Origin of the sequence: Acinetobacter sp. CE-15 (assembly GCF_051059255.1) — a bacterium.
GTDB lineage: Bacteria > Pseudomonadota > Gammaproteobacteria > Pseudomonadales > Moraxellaceae > Acinetobacter > Acinetobacter guillouiae.
Genome location: NZ_CP192737.1, coordinates 841,834 through 863,237 on the forward strand (window position 1 = coordinate 841,834; position 21,404 = coordinate 863,237).

The window sequence follows — 21,404 nt, forward strand, 5'->3', positions numbered from 1 at the left end:
TTTGCACAAGTAAATGGTTATTTGGGAACGGATCCAATTGGACTTGATGTTGAGTGCAATAGCGTGATTGTGCATTGTTTAAGGTAATAACAACTACTTTTTACATTATTGAATCGTATATGGAGTAATTATCGTATGGCGACATGGATGTCGCCGCAGCGCAAGGTTTGGCATCCCCTACGAAAAGTGGGGCATTGCCAGCTTAAACCTTGTATCTAAGATGTGGCAGTGAAGCCTCTATAAAGGCATGTATTAAGTGTTATGAATGATATTGTTGATTAAGTTTTTATAGTTTCATGTTGTTGAATTTATTAAAAAATTATTTAGGTGGGCCTGTAAATTACATACAATCAATAAAAAACCTCCATTTAGGAGGTTTCTATCTACAAGTTAAAATGTCGGTTTAACGACCACTAAAATCACCACTGCAAATAAAATCAGGGTTGGCATCTCATTGAAAAACCGCCAAAACTTATGCGATTTATAATGTGCATTGCCAATCAGTTTTTTACGGTAATAGCCACAAACAAAGTGGTAAATCACCAAAAGACCAACTAAACCGACTTTTAGATAAAACCATAAAGCTTCATGGTAATGACGTGTTGCATCACCCCAGTCTACGAGAAAATGTGCAGTGATTAATGTTGCGATCATCGAAGGCCACATAATGCCCCGATATAATTTACGCTCCATGATCTCGAAACGCTGATGACTTAGATTGTCATCGCTCATGGCATGGTAGACAAACAAACGCGGGAGATAAAACAGTGCTGCAAACCAACACACGACTGCAATGATATGTAAAGCTTTTACCCAAAGGAAAGCTTCTGAAGGAGCATCCATCAATTTACCCTTTTAAGGGCAGTGTGCGAGATGTCGATCATCCAAACTTATTTTAAATTTGAATGATCAACAATTCTTTGTTTAGCCTTCCCATTTTTTAAAAATGAGACAAGCATTGACACCGCCAAAACCGAAACTGTTACTCATCACAGTATTCAATTTTGTATCGCGTTTTTCAAGTACGATGTCATAACCTTTTGTGCCTTCATCAAGTTCAGTGACATTGATGTTTGGCGCGATAAAGTCATTTTGCATCATCAATACAGAATAAATGGCTTCTTGAACACCAGCAGCACCCAGGCTGTGACCTGTCATAGACTTGGTTGAGCTTAATGGTGGAACATTACCTTCACCAAATGCACGACCCATCGCAAGAAGTTCAGTCACGTCACCAGCAGGTGTTGAAGTACCATGGGTATTGACATAGTCAACCTTATCTACGCCATGTTGTTTAGCTTCTTCTAAAGCCATTAAAATACAACGGGTCGCACCTTCACCCGATGGTGCAACCATATCCGCACCATCTGAATTTGCAGCATAAGCAACCACTTCTGCAAGAATATTTGCACCACGTGCTTGAGCATGTTCAAGTGATTCAAGTACAACGAAACCACCACCACCCGCAATCACAAAACCGTCACGGTCAGCTGAGTATGGGCGTGACGCTGTTTCTGGAGCATCATTATATTTAGAACATAGTGCGCCCATCGCATCAAACAATAAGCTTTGTGACCAGTGATCTTCTTCACCGCCACCGGCCAACATTAAATCTTGTTTACCCAATTGAATCAGGTTGTAAGCATAGCCAATCGCATCAGCTGAAGTTGCACAAGCACTGGTGATTGAATGAGCAACACCTTGTAATTTAAATGCAACACCGACATTGGCAGTAATGGTGTTTGACATATTACGTGGTACGAAGAACGGGCCAATTTTACGCGCACCTTTTTCTTCTAAAAGTTTAACCATCTCTGTAACAGACGCAGTTGAGTTACCACCTGAACCCCCTGCAATACCGTAACGAGGATTACCGCCCAATTGCTCTGGCGTTAAGCCTGCATGTTCAACAGCTGCAAGCGCAGAATTGTAGGCATACATTGCACATACGCCCATGAAGCGCTTGAGTTTACGGTCAATACCATCAAAATCTTGTTCTGCTGCGGCACTGACATGACTTTTAAAATTAAGTTCTTCGTAAGTTGAATTATGACGTGTCCCTGAAATACCATTTTCCAAAGAGTGCTTAACAGCTTCCAATGTATTACCGATACATGAGTTAATGCCCATACCAGTGATGACAACACGACGGTTCATGCAAAGTCCTTTATTTTAGAATACAGAATGAATGTTTACATTTAAACGCGTTTACTTTTTTAGTTCAATGGCGAAAGATATTGATTCTTGTGCATCATTTAAAACAATATATTGTATGCTTAAAAGTTAATTAAATAACTGAAAATAAATATATTTATTATTTTTATAATAATATGAATTCATGATGGATATTTACATCAATTAGGCAAAACCATCCATAAGCAGGGCTTACCTGAGATGGTTTGAAGCACTAATTTTTGAAATAAATTTTAAATTGCTGGGATAAGCATGGTGTTTTATCCCTATTGTAGAACAAGGCTTCTCTTTACATGCTGAGTTGAATTATCCATATAACCGATATGATGACCATCAACAGTAATCATATCGGTTGCAATACAACTGTTATAGCCTGTAGCAAGCCTCAACAAAATTTCTTTGTCTTTATGAATTACCAAGGCGTTTTCTTTTCCCACTCTGGATCAAAACCTGATGTAGAAGCAGCAACTTTTAAATAATCTGCATAACTCTCAGCCAATAAAATTGGTGGAATCTGTTTAAGTGGAAGTTCATTGTTGTTCCAAGAGCGACTGGCTTTTTTGCTAAAAGTCAGTTCATAAAGTACAGCAGGAATATTTTCTTCTGGTACATAGCTTCCACTAAATGTAATTTCTACATCGATACCCAACTGTTTATAGGGCTTAGTATAGCGGTCAAATGAACCACCATCTTCAATGCTGGCACGTTGATAGCCTAATTTGGTTACAACACCACGTAGGGTAAAGGTGTCTGTAAGCCAGCCATTATGATCCTTAATTTCAGTGACATTATCATCTTCAAGCTTCGGCAGGTGATGAGTCATCTGTTCAAATAAGAATTTCACTTTATAGTCTTTAAAGTGTGCAATCCAATCTTTGGCTTCCTTTTCACCGACCAAAACCGCATGAGAAATTTGAATTTTGCTGTCTGCACTGAGTTCGATTTCATCATCATCTAAATTCAGTAATGCTCCATCATCACTTGGTCTAAAACTGATTTTTTCACCATTGGTTTTGATTTCAAGCCAAATCAGTTTTTGGATTAAGCGTCTCATGATTGGGTGGGCAAAGATATACTCTTGCCACTCAGCAACATTCCACTGACGTTCGCTACACATCGCCTCATACAAACGACCTGTTTGCATATCCACGACTTGTTTAAACTCTTTTTTACTGGTGCTAAATAGTGCTTTGGCTTCTTTGATCAGGCTTTCATCATCATTTTGGCGGGCAGCAGGTAGCGCTTTAACCTCTTTACTTTCTTCATTTTTAAGAATGAATTTGTCTTTATCATCAACAATGGCGCTAAAGTTACGTGAACCATATTGCAGTTGTAACACTCCATTTTCATCTAAACCTGCTGTTGGAATAGTACGGTCAGCCAGCTCATCACTTGTCCATTGATTACGTTCAGCAATCTCAGCAACCAATGTGTTTGCAAGTGTTTGCACTGAAGCAGTACGGTAACGACGTGAAAGTGAAAGCAACAGTTGGATGATTAATGGGTCATTACTGATCGATAATGCACTAATCATGGCTTCAATTTGTGAGCGACGAGGGTAGTGTTGCTTCATATAGTTCTGCAATTGTTTTACTGCAAAACTTCCTTGTGCATTGGCGGTCAGTGAAAGCATACCTTTACTTTTGATCGCGGAACCAAGATAAAGTCCTAAACGTTCGCGTTTAATCTCTTCAATCACTTCTTCTAAGGTGATGGTGCCATATTTGGCATAATATTCAGGGTATTTTTCACCATAACGTTTGTATGAATCCCGATAAGAACTTAGACGGCTAGGCGCTTCTGTAGTTGCATATTGCGTTGCTTCATCCAATGGTGTTTGTAAGGTATCTTGATGAATAAAACTGTGTAATAAATGATTGGCAAGTTGTACCTGATCTTTTTGATCGAGTAAGTCACTATAGCGTTGTAATAAGGCATTGGCTCTAGGCTCTTTAAGTTTTTCCGCCAATATCACCCACCATTTAATAATTCTAGGGTCAACCTCTTTACCATTCTGCCATTTCACTTTTGGCAATGTGTCAAAATCAAACCATGTAAAACTGCTTGAAAGTTTGCCTTTTAAACCGTCTTCTGCTTCTTTTAGCAGCACTTCTGGTTTGAGATAAGCACTAATATCCTGTCCAAGCTTTTCTAATGCTGTTAGAAGAGCAGCTCGAACGATTTCTTTCTTCTCTTTTTTAAGTAAAGCATTCAGCGGTTTTACTGCATCTTGATTTTGTAGACGTGCCAGCCATTCAATTGCTGTGATTCGAATGTCTTGTTTACCCGAATCTAGCGCTTCGATGGCACGTTGATGAATGTCAGGAAGGTGCTGTAAGGTTTCTTGCGCTTCATAACGCAAACGCTTATTTTCACCCAATGCAAATTCGAGTAAGCGCGGAATAAACTGTACTGGCAATGATGGGAAACATTTAAGTACAAAGATGGCATCGGATGGGTTAAAGCTTTGATATTCATTTTTTTCTAAAGATGGAGAAAGCCCCAACGCTTCTGTTAAATATTCTTGATTTTCCGCAAAAAATGGCCAAATTTTATCTTTTTCATAAATATGATCTTGTAAACTTTGATAATAGGATGATCCCGCTAGAATCCCTTGAGCCACTCTACGTTTTGGATCATTAAATTTAGCCGCAGCTAAGGCCTGAACGATATGGCGAAGTTCATAATTGGCATATTCTTCAGGTTTAAGCATTTCAAATAAATTAGGCCAATAAATCCAATTTCGATTGCGTATCGCAATGATTCTCATAGCATGATTAATGGAAAATTCAGGATATTTTTTATATTTATTTTTATGGGTAATAATATTTTCAACTTGGTGTACATTTTTAAAAGATGCATCACCGTTCAGTTGGTCAACAATCGACGTTAAGGTTTGATGATTAATTTTTTTAAGCTGCTTTAAATGATCTTGAGCCCAAGTTCTTTTATAACTTGCTGTTTTATTCTCTTCAATTTCATCGGCAGCATTCTGTTCAGCTTTTGCCAAAATTTCTTGATAATTTTCTAAAATTACCTCGGTAAAACTTGCTGGAATTTTTTGTTCAACAAACGGTTGAAAGGTTGGTGCTTCAAAATCTTGCTGTAATTGAGCAGTATCAACAGATCTTAAGCGCTGAATCGCGATTTGTAAGATTTGTTGTACAGATTTTTGTTTTTCCTGTGCAAATGCTTGTTCTAGTACAGTCAGATTGTCAGCACCTAAACGTGCCAATAGATCTGCAGAAAAGCCACGTTCCTGACTTGAACCTTCCAATAGATTTTGATTTAAATATTTTTGGCTATCTTCTGGATTTAAATTCGTCAATAAACTGGTGGCTTTAGTACGAATGATTTTAGATTTCCCTACAGAAAGTTTTACAATCAAGTCGGGAATTTGTTTGATCAATGTCGTTTGTTTGGCGATATAGTCTAAAAAGTTCTCTTGTCCAATGATACTCAGTGTTGGAATAAGTGTTCTGAGTTGATCTAATCGGGCTGAAATGAAATCTTGGGTGTCCTTGAGTAATAATATTTTATCTAATTTACTAGAATGATAACTGTCGATATTTTGGCGTTCAAATAAATAAGGCAACAGTTCATCGCCTAAACCCTGTTGATCACTTTCAAGCAAATCAAATAGTTTCTGTTGGGTCCAATTTTGCTTTAACAATTTATTCGGATCTGCTTCACTAAACTGCTGACTATCAAACGCGGTAATAAATGTATCTACCGTGAGATAAATAAACCAAGCGGGCACTTTTTCATAAATATTGGTAAAATTTTTCTGTTGTGTTGCCGCTTCAAGCACTTTGGCAAAACGAATGATTTGTTCAAATTCTAATTCTTCAAAGATCTCACCATAATAACGACGGCGTAGTTTTAGTGCCGCTTCAGCAAGCTTATTTTCTTTTTTATCCAGTGATTGATTGTTTTGAGGCCAATACCAGCTATAGGTACCCGGCTTTTCCAGTAAAAGCAGTGCTTTTTCATGCGGGTATTGCTGTAATTTAAGTAATATTTCTGGATTTTCTCCATCCAAAATAAACAAAACCACATTTTGATCAAGTTGGTCTTCAATGACGGCCAAAGGCTGGAAAATATGGTAGAGCTTTTCAACTTTATTTTTTAAATCTTCATTATGTTTTTGAATGTGGTCATAATCAGCGGTTGAGTTTGCTTGTTGCGTTTTCACTGCCTTATCCTCAGGCTTTAAAAACATCGACTCAATTTTTGAAAAAAGTTTATTTAACATCTGTATTCCTTTTGAGCAACTCGCTGTTGCTTTTCTATAGGCGCTAATACTTTAGGCTTTAATACTGTGCTTGGTAGTTCACTAAAATTATAGAAAAATATCATCAATTTAAATAGCAAGCTTAATTTATCACGACGTAACTTGTCCTTCTAAAGCGATTCTATGATTTAGGCGTTGTAGTTGTAATAAAACATGTCGCCATTTTAAAAGCTGACTGGCTAAATTGTGCTGTGTGGAATCTGATTTAAGTGAGTTTTGAATAAAGCTTAAACCCAAATCTGCAAACTTTTCAGCAAAATCATCCAGTTTAACCAGATCATCTGTATCCAATTTTGAACGACCTGTATTTGCATAGAATTCAAACAAGGCTTGTGATTCCAAGATCAAAAGGTCTAATGCAGATAAATGTTGCTGATGTTTCCATTGCTTTTTTTGTTCGAGCAATTTTTCAATTCGACCAGTAATCAGCTCAACCAAGCTACTTTTCTTCTGTACAGGATGATCATAATCCAGACTGAATATTTTTAAACCTTTTGGCGTTGTTAAAAACACACTACATGGAATGAATTGAATCTGTTGCTGTGTTGCTTCGATACGCACCAACGTTGCGATAATTTTTTCATTATGAATCAGTTGGGTGAGATGTTTAATTCGTGCACGGTATTCTGGTTCTATTGGAATGACCAGTTTGAGTGCTCTATTTTCATCATCAGTGATACGGTATTCAAAATATTGCTCTAGTTCGTTGAGTTCAGGTGCTGTGATACTTTTATGGCGAAGCAGTACATAACGTGATTTAAGCTGTTCTAGGCTTGAATGCGGAACAAGCATTTGCTGTAAAGATTGCCATGTTGAAATGCCAATATTCATTTGTTCTAAATCGGATTGGCTAAGTGCGTTGAACAAGCCCTTTGGTAAAAAACGAGTATCTGTGCTGGCACTGAGTTGTGTCTCTGAACTGGATTTTGCATGGGTTAATTCAAGTTGATGCTGGAGTAAAAAGCTGAGAGAACTTCCCCAAATCCCAGTATTGGCTGCACTGTGCATATCAAAGGTCCGGTCTAAATGATTGGCACGTGCCTGAGTCACTTCTTTGAGTTGTTGCTCTTTTACATCCCAGAAGCATAGCGTTAGACCATGTGCACCACTCTCTGTATTCCACCATTCACAACCAAGCGGGATTAGATGCGCTATGCTTTCTTGTTGATAGTCGCGTTGTACAGCACCACGAAGTTGTCGCAATGCTTCGGCTTGAACATCCGGATTTAAATGCTCGATTTCTGACAGTGCAGCCAAATAGGCATACAAATGTGCCAATTGATTAAAAATCTGCTGCTCATCTACCTGTACATCTGCTTCTAAAAACTGCTTCATTGAGCCATGTAAGGCACGCAATAAGCTCCCTAAACGTGGTAAGTTTTGTGCGCGTGCTTGCATATTTAAAATATGCAGTGACATGACCATTTCTTTGGCCAGATGTGACAAACCTTGCTGAATAAAGTTTTGACAAATGAGTTTAAGTTCTTGGATCAATACCTGATCATCAGGCGAAAGTTGCTGTGTAGGATGATGATGTTGCGCTGTTGTATCAATGGACCATTGCCATTTTTCAGGGGCATTTTTCAGAACTAAATAAGCAATACATGCCAAATGCCCAGCAACTTTTTGTTTGTCTGCAATTTCTGACAACATGCCTTCAAACCCTGTTGCAGGGTAGAGAACAACTGGATTGGGACTTAAATCGGTTAGAAAAGTGATTTTATGTTCTTGAATATCAATTTGACAGGATTCAGGTTGAAGCAACCAATTTTGTACAAATTCATGGGCCAAACGAATATTGGCTTTGCCTGCTTGTTTTTGGATTTTGCTTGGATCAAATTCTAAAACAGTTTCAAGGGCTGATGTTGTTACTTGCTCAGATGGCTCAGTATGTTGAGATGTTTCATGTTGAGCTAGCAGTACTGTATCTTCTAGATTATTGTTAGGGCTATTTTCACTTGGGCTATTTGCGGTAGTTAGTAGTGTTTCATGTTCCTGAATCCATAAAATACTGCTGAGAATATGTTTACAACAGCCTTGTGCTGAACAATTACACTGTGCTTTGGTGATGCCCTCAAGGGGCAGTTTAACTTCACATTCTTCGACTTTAAATACCAGTTGATCGTGCTCTTGTTGTAGTAGTTCAACAGCATCTAAGGCTTTACGGGCACGACGTAGAAGACCAGCATTGCTGTGCATGGTTAGGCTGTCTTCATCGTATTGGGTATAAATATGCCAACTCATTGCATCACCTCTGCAAACCATGTTGCCAAATGTTCAGGGGTCATTGCAGCGATTTGCATACCGCGTTCTTGGAGTTTTTGTGCCATATTGATGTCATAAACAGGATTGGCTGCTTGATCCAGCGCAGCAAGCCCAAGCAGTTTGCAGCCTTGTTGGTTGAGTTGGCTGGTGGTGTTGAGCATTTGTTGAACGGATGCACCTTCTTCAAAGTCACTGATCAAGACTAAAATACTGCGATTGGGTTGTTTAATTTTCTTTTGACAGTATTGCAAAGCTTGACCAATGTTGGTTCCGCCACCGAGTTGAATGGTCAGTAAGACTTCAACTGGGTCATGCGCTAAATGGCTTAAATCAACAATTTGGGTGTCAAACAGGACCAGACTAATTTTGACCGCAGGGAGAGCTGCCAAAATACTGGCACATACTGCTGCATACATGATCGAATCCATCATCGAGCCACTTTGGTCGACACACAGTACAATTTCCCATGGCAAATGTTTCTGTACACGGGCATTAAAATAAGGGGTTTGGATAATCAGTTTTTGTAAATCAGGCTGATAATTCTTGAGATTGGCTTGAATGGTCCGTTTCCAATCAAAGTTTTGTGCCTGTTTAAGATGTGAACGCTTAAAACGATTACGACGACCTTGTAGCGCTTTTAAAAATTGTGTGCGGATTTTTTGTAAGAGTTCTTCCACGACTTTTTGAATTAATTCTCGAATCGCATCCTTCATCTCATTGCTTAAACGACCACGCATACTCAGCAAAGCTTTAGCCACCGCAGGGTTGGGTTCAAGTTGTCTTACATGCTCTGGATTTTTAAATAATTCAGTTAATTCATAACGCTCTATGGCTTGTTTTTGCATACGTTCAAAAGTCGATTTTGGGAACAGTTTTCGACTTTGGTTGAGCCAGTTAATCGCGTTAAGCTGCGAAGCTTCCAAACCGCCATGGCGATTTTTCCCTTGTTGAATGCCACGACGTTTATATTCATTTTGGTAGAGATAATCGAGGTTGCGCTCAAGTTTCAGTTGATCGCCAGACAATGCCGCTGCTGATAAATTCAGGTCGGCATAGCGACCGAGCATCAAGCGCCAACGGCGTGCTTGATCCATTGCATCAAGAGAAGCGGGGGGATCTGAGTTTTCATCAAGATTTGGTTCAGGAGGTAATTGGCTCATTTATTCACTCCCTGTTGTTCTGATTGCGGTTCAAGCTGTTGTTCTGGGTTGAGTTGTTCTGGATTGAGTCGTTTTGAGCGATTGCTTGCCCAGCGATCTAAGTGATCATATTCAAATATTTTTTGCAGTTGCTGGTTAAGTTGTATGCCTTGGAATACATCCTGTTCCCCTATATGACTAAGCACCTGATCGAGAATGACATCCTCGCCAAGTCCTGTGGTTTTTGCGATAATTTTCGATACTTTGGTGCTTTGCTTTGGGGTGAGTTGACTAAAGATATAGCGTAAATCAGGTAAAATCCGAATAAAGGTGTCTTCCGTCCAATGACTGACCAATTGGTGAAGTGCATCAATTGCAACCTTGGATTGCACAAAGATTTCAGGCGCAATAAAAAACATGCCATGTAGGTATTGCACAGCATCTTCAGGATCACTTCCCACTGCAAAAGCCAGTTGTAATTGTTTTTGAAGCTGATTTTGCTCAATTTGATGGTCTAAAAACTGCAAAGTATGCAGCGCACCTTTGAGTGAACTAAGATGAAACTCATCAATTTTTGCCAGATCAATTTGGCTATACATCAGTTCCAGTAAATCTACATCTTGTGCATTTACGACTGCATGCTGTAGTGAAAGATTTCGTTGCTTGATATTTAAAATCAGTTCATGCAAGGTTTTTAAGTTGCTAAGATTTTGTTCAATTTTTTCTTCATGGGTATCGTAAATTTGATCAAGTAAAAAACAGGCCTGATAGACGGCAAAACTTAAACTTTGTATCACGATATTTTCGGGTAAATTTAACAGCTTGTGACCATGCCACAAATAATACAATTGCTGTGCTGCACCAATCACCGAGGCAAGGTTTTGATCGCTTTCTAAAAAAGTATCGAGTTGTTGACTGAGCAATTCTAAATGTTGCTTTAATCCTAAGCGACACGCCAAAGCCAGCAATTTGGCAGTTTCAAAGGCAGATTGCCCGACACCTTTTGCTTCATTTTCTTGCTGTAGTTTAATAATTTTAAGTAGTGCAATTTGTTCGAGTTGATTGCCCATTTCTGCCAGTTCAATCAAACGCGCTTCGACACTGGGTGTCCATGCATAACGCCATTCCTCAAACAGCAAATCCAGACTGGCACCTTGTACAAAATCTGGACCTGAAATACGTTGAGCAAAATTACAGCCGACAAATTCCAGTAAATGCAAATATTGGCTAATGTCCTGATGTAAAGGTTTACGATAAATATCGAGTTTTCGATTGCGTAAAATGGTGTCATTTAAATTAAAACGATAGGCTTTAATCTGTTGATAGGTATTTTGTAATAATGCAGGGCTGTGCTGATTTTGAGCAACCTTACCAAGTTGTTGTCCACTTAAAAATTGAAAAATCAGGGTAAATAAATGTTGTTGCCCATCATCCATTTCCCCTTTGATTAAGGCGGATTGTAAGGCATCGAGTAAATCATAACGGCTCGGTTGATAATGCCCTCGAAGGCAAGCCAATTGCCAAGCAAGTTCAGCGGTATTTTTTAGTGCGATATAAGGCGTTACATCCAGTGCATTTTCTTGGTTTAAAAAATGGCACAACTCATTCAAATATTGAAAAAATTGCAGTTGCGTCTGTTCAACCGTTGGATTGTTTGCAGATTTTAAATTTTGCCAATGTTGTTGATAATATGCAGGAGAGGGCATACCTGAAGCATAGCCATTTAAAGCATCTAAACGATCGAAACTATAGCGAATCAGCCAAGCTTGCTCTTGCCAGTTTTGCTTTTGATCTTGGACAATAAAACGTTCTGCTTGCTGTGGGGCTGCTAGATTTTCAATTAAGGCAAGACTATGAAAGCCACCCGTGATCACCAAAAGTTTATGTTTGGGATCAATACTGTCTTGGATGCAATTCCACATCACATCTTCACGATGTAATGAAGCATCTTGCAAAAGTACCTCACGCTCATAATCCAAACGTGCCAATGAACACCAAGCAAAAACATCATCAAAAAATGTTTGAGCATGTTGCAGTTGTTCAACATTTTGCAGCTCGAATAAATGATCCCAAAGTTCATCGTGATTTCGGCAATGCATGGTTTCAGCAAGTTTTTGGATATATTGGCTATGTGCAAAATAACGTTCAGACTGCAAACTTTTTTGTTGCCAGTCCAAATCGGACTGTTGCGTTTTTAAAGCACTTTGTTTTGCCCAATCCAAGTCAATAAATTTAACATCTGCTTGAATGAGTTTTGCCTGTTGGATGGCGACCCATTCAGGGGAGTATTCACAAAAAGGGAAGTAGGCAGAAAAGATTTCTGGTTGAACCTCGTCATCACTTTCATGTTCTTCGCCAGCACTCTCTTTATTTGCAGCGCCTTTTTTGGGTGAGGTTTTATTTGAAGAGCGTTGGGCTTGTGCAAATATGGCCACAGGAGGCTGAGTGGCTTGGTTCTGTAAGCTTTCAATTAAAAACTCAAAACTTGTTGGTGCTTCGATTAAAATGTGTGTGGGCTTCAGCTCATCGATATATTGTTTTAACGCGTATGCACAAGCGGGGCTATGATGACGGATTGGCGCAAAAAAAACGTTTTGCTCTGCCATTTGCTGTTTCAGTTGAAATGCCTGTTTTAAGCGTTCAGGCATTTCACCTCTCTCTCTATTTCGATCCAGCAGCTGCATGATTAAAACTCTCGGCTGGCGTCATAGAAACTTTTCCAGTCGGCATCTTTACGTGCACGCTCTTTCACCACAGTATCCAGATAGTAACGTAGGCGTTTAGCGTCATCTGGGTTATCTTTAAACACAACCCCAATCAATTGTTGTGCGAGGTGTTCTGCTTTTAATTTTCCATCACTGAGATAAATGGCTTGTAGACCTGCCGCATGGGCAATATTGACCGCTTCAGCAGTAGACATAACAGCATCAGGTGTTTTAAGTGTTGCGCCTTGCAGACTTTGTCCTGTTCTGAGCTCATTGAAAATGGTCACCAAGAGTTCGATAACTTCTGGGCGAACTTGGATTTCACTGTATAAATCAGCAAGCTGGTTCTTAAGTTGTAATCCCACCAGTTCGATTTCAAATTTTTGATCACGAATTGGTTTTACTGTTTCAAAGTTAAAGCGGCGCTTTAATGCTGCTGACATTTCATGTACGCCACGATCACGCAAGTTTGCTGTTGCGATGATGTTAAATCCTTGTGTAGCTTGCAAACTAAAATCTTGTCCCATTTCAGGGATCATCATTTGCTTCTCAGACAGTAAAGACACCAACACATCCTGAATTTCAGGTGGACAACGGGTGATTTCTTCAAAGCGGGCAATTTGTCCATTTTTCATGGCATAGAAGAGTGGGGAGGGGATCAGTGATTTATCTGTTGGTCCTTCCGATAAAAGGAGTGCGTAGTTCCAAGAATATTTAATATGGTCTTCTGTTGTCCCTGCTGTCCCTTGAATTGTGAGCTGAGAATTGGCTGAAATGGCAGCACTAAATAGCTCTGAAAGCATCGATTTTGCTGTACCTGGTTCACCCACCAGCATCAAACCCTGATTGCCCATCAACGTAACCAAGGCACGATCAACTAAGGCATCATCACCATAAAACTTTTTTTGAATATCCAGTTTGGCATCACCCAAGATAAATGAGCGAACAGCGTAAGCAGAAAGTTGCCAACCTGCTGGCTTTCTATGTTGATCTTGTTCTTTTAAGCGTTCTAGTTCCGCTTGATATTTTTGTTCTGAACTGTGCTTAATTTGATTTTGAAAATTTTGCTTCATAATGATTCTATATATATTTTATCCAATGAATCTATCATAACTGGCAAAGGCTGAGATGACCACTGGTACATAAGTTGTTCGCGACAAATTGTGACATCTGTTTGTTATAAAAAGTATTTTTAAGTAAATTGAGTGCTGTAATTGCAAGTGAACTAGGGTTAGATTGTTTATAATTGTATAGTATGATGATCTGTATTGAAATTTTGTGAAATAGTGATTGTATTGATTCGTGAATCAGTACATTAATGTAAGCGTTGAGAAACTATTTAATACAAGCTTTAGTGTTTGAAAAACCACAGTTACGAGGGTGCACATGGCAAATTCTAATAAAAAACAATCAGGCGGATTTATTTCAAACGCTTTTGGCATGGCCAAAAAGTTAAGCGAAACAGGCTTAAGTGTGATCAATCATGTTGCTCCTGGTACGGTGAGTAAATTGAGCCACAGTCCTAAAATTGAATCCGTTGTACAAGGCACTGCTCAAGAAAAAAGTGCTTTTGAACGTAAACAATATGAAAATCCTCAACAAATGCTACGGGAACATCTACCCAATGTAACTGGGCAGCTTTTGGGGAAACATTATAAAAAAATCAATAATGTCGCTTCGTTTATTTCACCAGATTTAAACGATAAATTGTCTGATTTTATTTTTGATAAGCTGAATGAGTTTGTTTCAGAACTGACTTCTGTAGAAGCTGTTCTAAAAGAAGTGGGTGCAAAAAGCTTGGCAGAATTGGCCAAGGATCCTGAACGTTCACAACGGATCAGTACTGCGCTGGCGAATCAGAATAAAATTATTGCTGCAATTCAAGGTACAGTGACAGGCGCGTTTGGCGGCTTAGGCGCAATTCTTGATGTACCTAGTTCACTGGCTTTGGCACTCCGAAGTGTTTATCACACTGGGCGAGCGCATGGTTTTGAGTTGAATGCAAAAGATCATGCTGTTGTTGAATACATTTTTAAACAAATTGATCTAGGCACTGTTGCTGAAAAACACGCATTGATGGCGGCAATACGAACTTTTGCAGGGGTGTTGCAAACCCACAATGTGAGCCAATTGCAACAGCTATTAGGTTCAAGCAATGATATAGAGCTGTTAAAAAAATGGGTGGCAAATGAGGATGGTACATTTAAGTTGCCATGGATGAATAATCTTCCACATTTTAGCCTGTTGACACGACTTACCCCCTTAGCCACGATGGGCATCAGTGCTGCATATAGCTGGAAACTGGTCGATGATGCAACCGATAAAGCTCAAATTGTATTTTCTGGTGCAAGGCAATATCTGCTACAGCATTCTGATGAAAAAATTGATGTATTAGATGCTTATGAAAAATTTAGTCAATTGATCTCAGATGCGCATCCCTTGCTTTTAGACGGTAGCAAAGCAGAAACACTTGCAGAGAAAGTCGAGTCTCAGGTTGAAAATGAAGCAATTACTCATGTTGAAGTGAAAGAAAAAACCAGTGAAACTGTTGATGAACCCAATGCTGAGCAAAAAGTTGAGCAGGGGATTCAAAAACTGGCTGAAACGCACATTGAAGATAAACATGCGACTCAACAGCAAGACAAAGCGACACCTGTAAAACCTCGACGTACCGCACAAAAGAAAGTCGCAGCAGTGGAGACCACTACAGCGAAAGTAACTGATGTGGCGAAAACATCGACAACTGCAAAAACTGTAACAAAAAAGCGTACCCCGGTAAAAGCCAAAGCTGCTACAGAAAATACGGTAAAAGCGTCTGAAAAAACGCAAGAAGCTACTGAAACAAAATCAGAAAGTAAGCCTGAGTAAGTTGAATCATTCATTTAGCCAAAGCTTGAAATGGTCAATATTTGACACCATGTTGAATGTTGACCATTTTTACTTCTTGGCTTACAATTGCATGCCCTCAAAAAGTGGTAATTTTTTGAGGCTTTTTATTAACGGGAGAATTGCCATATGGCAACAACAAATCAGTTGATCCGTAAGGGTCGCACAACTTTGATTGAAAAATCAAAAGTTCCTGCGTTGAAGGCTTGTCCACAACGTCGTGGTGTTTGTACACGTGTTTATACAACTACACCTAAAAAACCTAACTCAGCAATGCGTAAAGTTTGCCGTGTTCGCTTAACTTCGGGTTTCGAAGTTTCTAGCTATATCGGTGGTGAAGGCCATAACCTACAAGAGCACAGTGTTGTTCTTATCCGTGGTGGTCGTGTTAAAGACTTACCAGGTGTACGTTACCATACCGTTCGTGGTTCTTTGGACTGTGCTGGTGTTAAAGATCGTAACCAGTCTCGTTCAAAATACGGTACTAAACGTCCTAAGAAATAATCTTTTAAAGATTAGCTTCTTAAGAATATAGAGCCGCAATCCTTTATCGTCTCGCTTGTCTGATTTCTGCATTAATTTTGTGAAATTCAAGCGACGTGTAGTAAGGCCAGCGAATAGCACACGACACTTTGTGCTGATGCTGGATAAACCTGAAGTGTCATATTTATAGGTAGATTAAAATGCCAAGACGTCGCGTAGTCGCTGCTCGTGAAATCCTTCCGGATCCTAAGTTCAGTAGCCAAACAATCGCTAAATTCATGAACCACGTAATGCAAGATGGTAAAAAGTCTATTGCTGAAAGTATCGTTTACGGTGCTTTAGACCGCGTTCAAGAAAAAAATAAAGTAGACCCAGTTGAATTTTTCGAGACTACTCTTGAAAAAGTTCGTCCTATGGTCGAAGTAAAAGCACGCCGTGTTGGTGGTGCTACTTATCAGGTACCTATGGAAGTACGCCCATCCCGTCGTACTGCCCTAGCTATGCGTTGGTTGGTAGATGCTGCTGCTAAGCGTTCTGAAAAAACTATGGCGTTACGTCTTGCTGGTGAGTTGCTTGATGCAGCTGAAGGTAAAGGCGCAGCGATCAAAAAACGTGAAGATGTGCACCGTATGGCTGAAGCTAACAAAGCCTTCTCTCACTACCGCTTCTAAGCGGCTAAAACAGTCCCTAATCAGGAGAATACTCATGCGTACTGCAGCACGATTTAACATCGCCCTCTACCAAAGTGGGGGATTTGCGGGTATTTAAGTTGCCCATTACGTATCGAGTATCCGTACGCATCAATGCTTCATTGATGCGTCCTGTTTTAAACAACAAAATTTAGGAATGCAAGAAATCATGGCTCGTCAAACCCCAATTTCTCGTTATCGTAACATTGGTATTTCTGCGCACATTGATGCCGGTAAAACTACAACTACTGAACGTATTTTGTTCTACACAGGTGTATCTCACAAAATTGGTGAAGTACATGACGGTGCAGCAACAATGGACTGGATGGAACAAGAGCAAGAACGTGGTATTACAATCACTTCAGCTGCTACGACTTGTTTCTGGTCTGGTATGGGCAAGCAGTTCCCTGAACACCGTATCAACGTAATTGATACACCGGGACACGTAGACTTCACAATCGAAGTTGAACGTTCTATGCGTGTTCTTGACGGTGCGTGCATGGTTTACTGTGCTGTAGGTGGTGTTCAACCTCAGTCAGAAACTGTATGGCGTCAAGCAAATAAATATAAAGTGCCTCGTTTAGCATTCGTGAACAAGATGGACCGTACTGGTGCAAACTTCTTCCGTGTTGTTGAACAAATGCGTACTCGTTTAGGTGCTCATCCTGTACCTGTAGTGATTCCAATTGGTGCTGAAGAAAATTTCCAAGGTGTTGTTGACCTGATCGAAATGAAAGCAATCATTTGGGATGAAGCTTCTCAAGGTATGCAGTTCGAATATGGTGATATTCCTGCTGATCTTCAAGCATCTGCTGAAGAATGGCGCACCAATATGGTTGAAGCTGCTGCAGAAGCATCTGAAGAGTTGATGGACAAATACCTAGAAGAAGGTGATCTTTCTAAAGAAGACATCGTTGCAGGTATTCGTACGCAAACTTTGGCTGGCGAAATCCAACCAATGCTTTGTGGTACAGCATTCAAAAACAAAGGTGTTCAACGTATGTTGGATGCTGTAATTGAATTCTTACCATCGCCTACAGAAGTTAAGCCTATCGAAGGTATTCTTGACGACAAAGCTGAAACTAAAGCGATTCGTGAAGCATCTGATGAAGCGCCGTTCTCTGCATTAGCGTTCAAAATCATGAACGATAAGTTCGTAGGTAACTTGACTTTCGTACGTGTTTATTCTGGTGTTCTTAAACAAGGCGACCCAGTATATAACCCAGTTAAGTCTAAACGTGAACGTATTGGCCGTATCGTACAAATGCACGCAAATGATCGTCAAGACGTTGAAGAAATTCGCGCTGGTGACATCGCTGCATGTGTAGGTCTTAAAGACGTAACAACTGGTGATACGCTTTGTGATGAGAAAAACATCATTACACTAGAGCGTATGGAATTCCCAGAGCCAGTAATTTCTCTTGCTGTTGAGCCTAAAACTAAGGCTGACCAAGAAAAAATGTCTATCGCTCTTGGTCGTTTGGCTAAAGAAGATCCATCGTTCCGTGTACGCACAGACGAAGAATCTGGTCAAACGATTATTGCGGGTATGGGTGAGCTTCACCTTGACATCCTTGTTGACCGTATGAAGCGTGAATTTAACGTTGAAGCGAACATTGGTAAACCAATGGTTGCTTACCGCGAAACAATCAAAAAGAGTGTTGAGCAAGAAGGTAAATTCGTACGTCAAACAGGTGGTAAAGGTAAATTCGGTCATGTATATGTTCGTTTAGAGCCTATGGATGTTGAAGAAGCTGGTAAAGAATACCAATTCGCTGAAGAAGTTGTAGGTGGTGTAGTACCTAAAGAATTCTTCGGTGCGGTTGACAAAGGTATTCAAGAACGTATGAAGAATGGTGTATTGGCTGGTTACCCTGTTGTGGGTATCAAAGCGACATTATTTGATGGTTCTTACCATGATGTCGATTCTGACGAATTATCGTTCAAAATGGCAGGTTCTTACGCATTCCGTGATGGTTTCATGAAAGCAGATCCTATCTTGCTTGAACCAATCATGAAAGTTGAAGTAGAAACTCCAGAAGACTACATGGGCGATATCATGGGTGACTTAAACCGTCGTCGTGGTATGGTTCAGGGTATGGACGACTTACCTGGCGGTACTAAAGCAATTCGTGCTGAAGTTCCACTTGCTGAGATGTTTGGTTACGCGACTCAAATGCGTTCTATGTCTCAAGGTCGTGCGACATATTCTATGGAATTTGCTAAATATGCTGAAACTCCACGTAACGTGGCTGAAGGCATCATTTCTAAATTCCAGTCTGGCGGTAAAAAAGGTGACGACGAGTAATCTTTCGATTACTATAAGCCCAAACTAATTCATAGTTAAAAACCAAGTGCTCATGCAGTGACCCTGCATGAGTAGTTTAAAAAGGAAGCTCTCATGGCTAAGGCTAAGTTTGAACGTAATAAGCCACACGTAAACGTGGGTACAATTGGTCACGTCGACCATGGTAAAACAACTTTAACTGCTGCAATTGCAACAATTTGTGCAAAAACTTACGGCGGTGAAGCTAAAGACTACGCAGCAATCGATTCTGCACCAGAAGAAAAAGCACGTGGTATTACAATTAATACTTCACACGTAGAATACGATTCTCCAATTCGTCACTACGCTCACGTAGACTGCCCAGGTCACGCCGATTATGTTAAAAACATGATTACTGGTGCTGCTCAGATGGACGGTGCGATCCTTGTATGTGCTGCGACTGATGGTCCAATGCCACAAACTCGTGAACACATCCTTCTTTCTCGCCAAGTAGGTGTACCTTATATTCTTGTATTCCTTAACAAGTGTGACCTTGTTGATGATGAAGAATTACTTGAATTAGTAGAAATGGAAGTTCGTGAACTTCTTTCTACTTATGACTTCCCAGGTGATGACACACCTATCATCCGTGGTTCAGCGCTTGCTGCACTTAATGGTGATGCTGGTCAATATGGCGAATCAGCTGTACTTTCACTTGTTGAAGCGCTTGATTCTTATATTCCAGAACCAGAACGTGCTATCGATAAAGCATTCTTGATGCCAATCGAAGATGTATTCTCTATTTCTGGTCGTGGTACAGTGGTAACAGGTCGTGTAGAATCTGGTATCGTTAAAGTCGGCGAAGAAGTTGAAATCGTTGGTATCAAAGATACAGTTAAAACAACTGTAACTGGCGTAGAAATGTTCCGTAAACTTCTTGACGAAGGTCGTGCGGGCGAGAACTGTGGTGTTCTTTTACGTGGTACTAAGCGTGAAGACGTACAACGTGGTCAAGTACTTGCTAAACCAGGTACAATCAAGCCGCACACTAAATTCGACGCAGAAGTATATGTACTTTCTAAAGAAGAAGGTGGTCGTCATACTCCGTTCCTTAACGGTTACCGTCCACAGTTCTACTTCCGTACAACTGACGTAACTGGCGCAATCCAATTACAAGACGGCGTTGAAATGGTTATGCCAGGTGACAACGTTGAAATGTCAGTAGAACTAATTCACCCAATCGCAATGGACCCAGGTCTACGTTTTGCGATCCGTGAAGGTGGTCGTACAGTTGGTGCTGGTGTAGTTGCTAAAGTAACTGCATAATCGCTGATTGTGTAAAAAGAGCGCTCCTTTGGGGCGCTTTTTTTTATGGATAAAATAAAGCGTCTATAAATTGTTAGACAATACCCATCAAAAGCTGTCCTTAACTGATATTTGTGTGACCTAATCTGCAATTATTAAACTTTCATAAAAACGTAATATAAAGAAAGAGAAAAACAAACATAAAGAATTTAAGTGAAACTCACTTAATAGGAGGAATCGCAATGAATGCAAAAGTGAATATTTCAAACCGTGCTGGTGCATCTTTCCCTGTACGTCGTATGGATTTTAATTTTGACGATGTACCTGAATATTGGGCAAGTGGTTCAGCGGGTATTACACATTTCATGACTGCATTGTCAGCATTGTTCCCGGATGGTGAAAAACTTTTTATTGATTCTGTGCGTGCGGTACGTTATCACCCTGCGATTAAGGACAATGAAGCATTACAAAAAGAGATCAGTGCTTTTATTGGACAAGAAGCCATGCACACCAAAGAGCATGAAAACTTTAATGCTTCAGCAAAAAAGTTTGGTCATGATGTTGATAAATACGAGCGTGAAACAGGTGTGTTAATTCAAGGCGCACGTAAATGGTTTGCACGTGTAGTCAAGCCTTTTGGTATGACTCAAGAAATGGTGGATTTAACTGCGACCACTGCATTAGAGCATTTTACGGCAACAATTGCTTCGCAACTGCTGGTCAATGGGCATATTCAAAAGTTAATGACTGATCCAACCATGTCGTATATGTGGTATTGGCATGCTGTTGAAGAAAATGAACATAAAGCAGTGGCTTATGATGTCTATGAAGCAGTGTTTGGTAAAGGTATCAAGGCTTATGGCTTACGTACCACGGCTTTAGTTTTTGCAATGGTACTCATCTTTATGGCGCAATCCTCTTTTGTAGTGCGTTTATTAAAAGAAGATGGCAAGCTCAACCTAAAAGAGCTCGGTATTATTTATAAATATGCTTATAGCCCATCTAAAGGCATTATCACCGGAATGACCAAAGAAATGTTGGCATACTTTAAGCCAGGTTTTCATCCAAATGATCTAGATACAGTGAGTTTGCTTGAGACATGGAAAGCGAAACTGGGGCTGTAACGCTTAAAGTCAGCATTTTGGTTAAGGAGCAACAATTGTTGCTCTTTTTTATTAG

At 39.9% G+C, this 21,404-nt stretch carries 13 protein-coding genes; 6 read left to right on the forward strand and 7 right to left on the reverse strand.

Annotated features, from left to right (window positions below; genetic code table 11):
• Window positions 1-390 precede the first annotated feature (390 nt).
• The 7 genes from hemJ to ACQ7EO_RS04075 form a co-directional block, all read right to left on the reverse strand.
• A complete protein-coding gene (gene hemJ / locus ACQ7EO_RS04045; protein ID WP_004723664.1) occupies window positions 391-843 on the reverse strand; it encodes a protoporphyrinogen oxidase HemJ in 453 nt (150 codons plus the stop codon).
• Window positions 844-924: 81 nt separating this feature from the next.
• The gene (locus ACQ7EO_RS04050; protein ID WP_004723663.1) at window positions 925-2,157 is read right to left on the reverse strand and encodes a beta-ketoacyl synthase N-terminal-like domain-containing protein; all 1,233 of its coding nucleotides are present in this window, start codon (window positions 2,155-2,157) and stop codon (window positions 925-927) included.
• A gap of 448 nt (window positions 2,158-2,605) precedes the next feature.
• Window positions 2,606-6,448 (reverse strand): DUF4132 domain-containing protein, encoded by a 3,843-nt coding sequence (locus ACQ7EO_RS04055; RefSeq protein ID WP_434278921.1) that lies wholly within the window; start codon window positions 6,446-6,448, stop codon window positions 2,606-2,608.
• Window positions 6,449-6,577: 129 nt separating this feature from the next.
• On the reverse strand, window positions 6,578-8,731 hold the full coding sequence (locus ACQ7EO_RS04060; RefSeq protein WP_434278922.1) for a hypothetical protein: 2,154 nt from the start codon (window positions 8,729-8,731) through the stop codon (window positions 6,578-6,580).
• Window positions 8,728-9,912: a VWA domain-containing protein gene (locus ACQ7EO_RS04065; RefSeq protein ID WP_434278923.1), complete on the reverse strand. Its 1,185-nt coding sequence runs from the start codon at window positions 9,910-9,912 to the stop codon at window positions 8,728-8,730. Before ACQ7EO_RS04065 ends, ACQ7EO_RS04060 begins: the two co-directional genes overlap by 4 nt.
• Window positions 9,909-12,539 carry a DUF5682 family protein gene (locus ACQ7EO_RS04070; RefSeq protein WP_434278924.1) on the reverse strand — a complete coding sequence of 877 codons (2,631 nt, stop codon included), beginning with the start codon at window positions 12,537-12,539 and terminating at the stop codon, window positions 9,909-9,911. Before ACQ7EO_RS04070 ends, ACQ7EO_RS04065 begins: the two co-directional genes overlap by 4 nt.
• A gap of 38 nt (window positions 12,540-12,577) precedes the next feature.
• Window positions 12,578-13,669: an ATP-binding protein gene (locus ACQ7EO_RS04075; protein WP_004817563.1), complete on the reverse strand. Its 1,092-nt coding sequence runs from the start codon at window positions 13,667-13,669 to the stop codon at window positions 12,578-12,580.
• A 313-nt stretch (window positions 13,670-13,982) separates the two neighbouring features.
• On the opposite strand from ACQ7EO_RS04075, the gene ACQ7EO_RS04080 reads away from it, so the two are divergent.
• From ACQ7EO_RS04080 to ACQ7EO_RS04105, 6 genes are all read left to right on the forward strand, one after another.
• Window positions 13,983-15,464 (forward strand): EcsC family protein, encoded by a 1,482-nt coding sequence (locus tag ACQ7EO_RS04080; protein WP_434278925.1) that lies wholly within the window; start codon window positions 13,983-13,985, stop codon window positions 15,462-15,464.
• 147 nt (window positions 15,465-15,611) lie between these two features.
• On the forward strand, window positions 15,612-15,986 hold the full coding sequence (gene rpsL, locus ACQ7EO_RS04085) for a 30S ribosomal protein S12 (protein WP_004648013.1): 375 nt from the start codon (window positions 15,612-15,614) through the stop codon (window positions 15,984-15,986).
• A gap of 179 nt (window positions 15,987-16,165) precedes the next feature.
• On the forward strand, window positions 16,166-16,636 hold the full coding sequence (gene rpsG, locus ACQ7EO_RS04090; protein ID WP_004655203.1) for a 30S ribosomal protein S7: 471 nt from the start codon (window positions 16,166-16,168) through the stop codon (window positions 16,634-16,636).
• Window positions 16,637-16,823: 187 nt separating this feature from the next.
• Window positions 16,824-18,962: an elongation factor G gene (fusA, locus tag ACQ7EO_RS04095; RefSeq protein WP_004723654.1), complete on the forward strand. Its 2,139-nt coding sequence runs from the start codon at window positions 16,824-16,826 to the stop codon at window positions 18,960-18,962.
• A 93-nt stretch (window positions 18,963-19,055) separates the two neighbouring features.
• Window positions 19,056-20,246, forward strand: a complete 1,191-nt coding sequence (gene tuf, locus ACQ7EO_RS04100; RefSeq protein WP_004723653.1) for an elongation factor Tu — start codon at window positions 19,056-19,058, stop codon at window positions 20,244-20,246.
• Between the two features lie 221 nt (window positions 20,247-20,467).
• Window positions 20,468-21,349, forward strand: a complete 882-nt coding sequence (locus ACQ7EO_RS04105) for a metal-dependent hydrolase (protein WP_314339391.1) — start codon at window positions 20,468-20,470, stop codon at window positions 21,347-21,349.
• The last annotated feature ends 55 nt before the right edge of the window (window positions 21,350-21,404 follow it).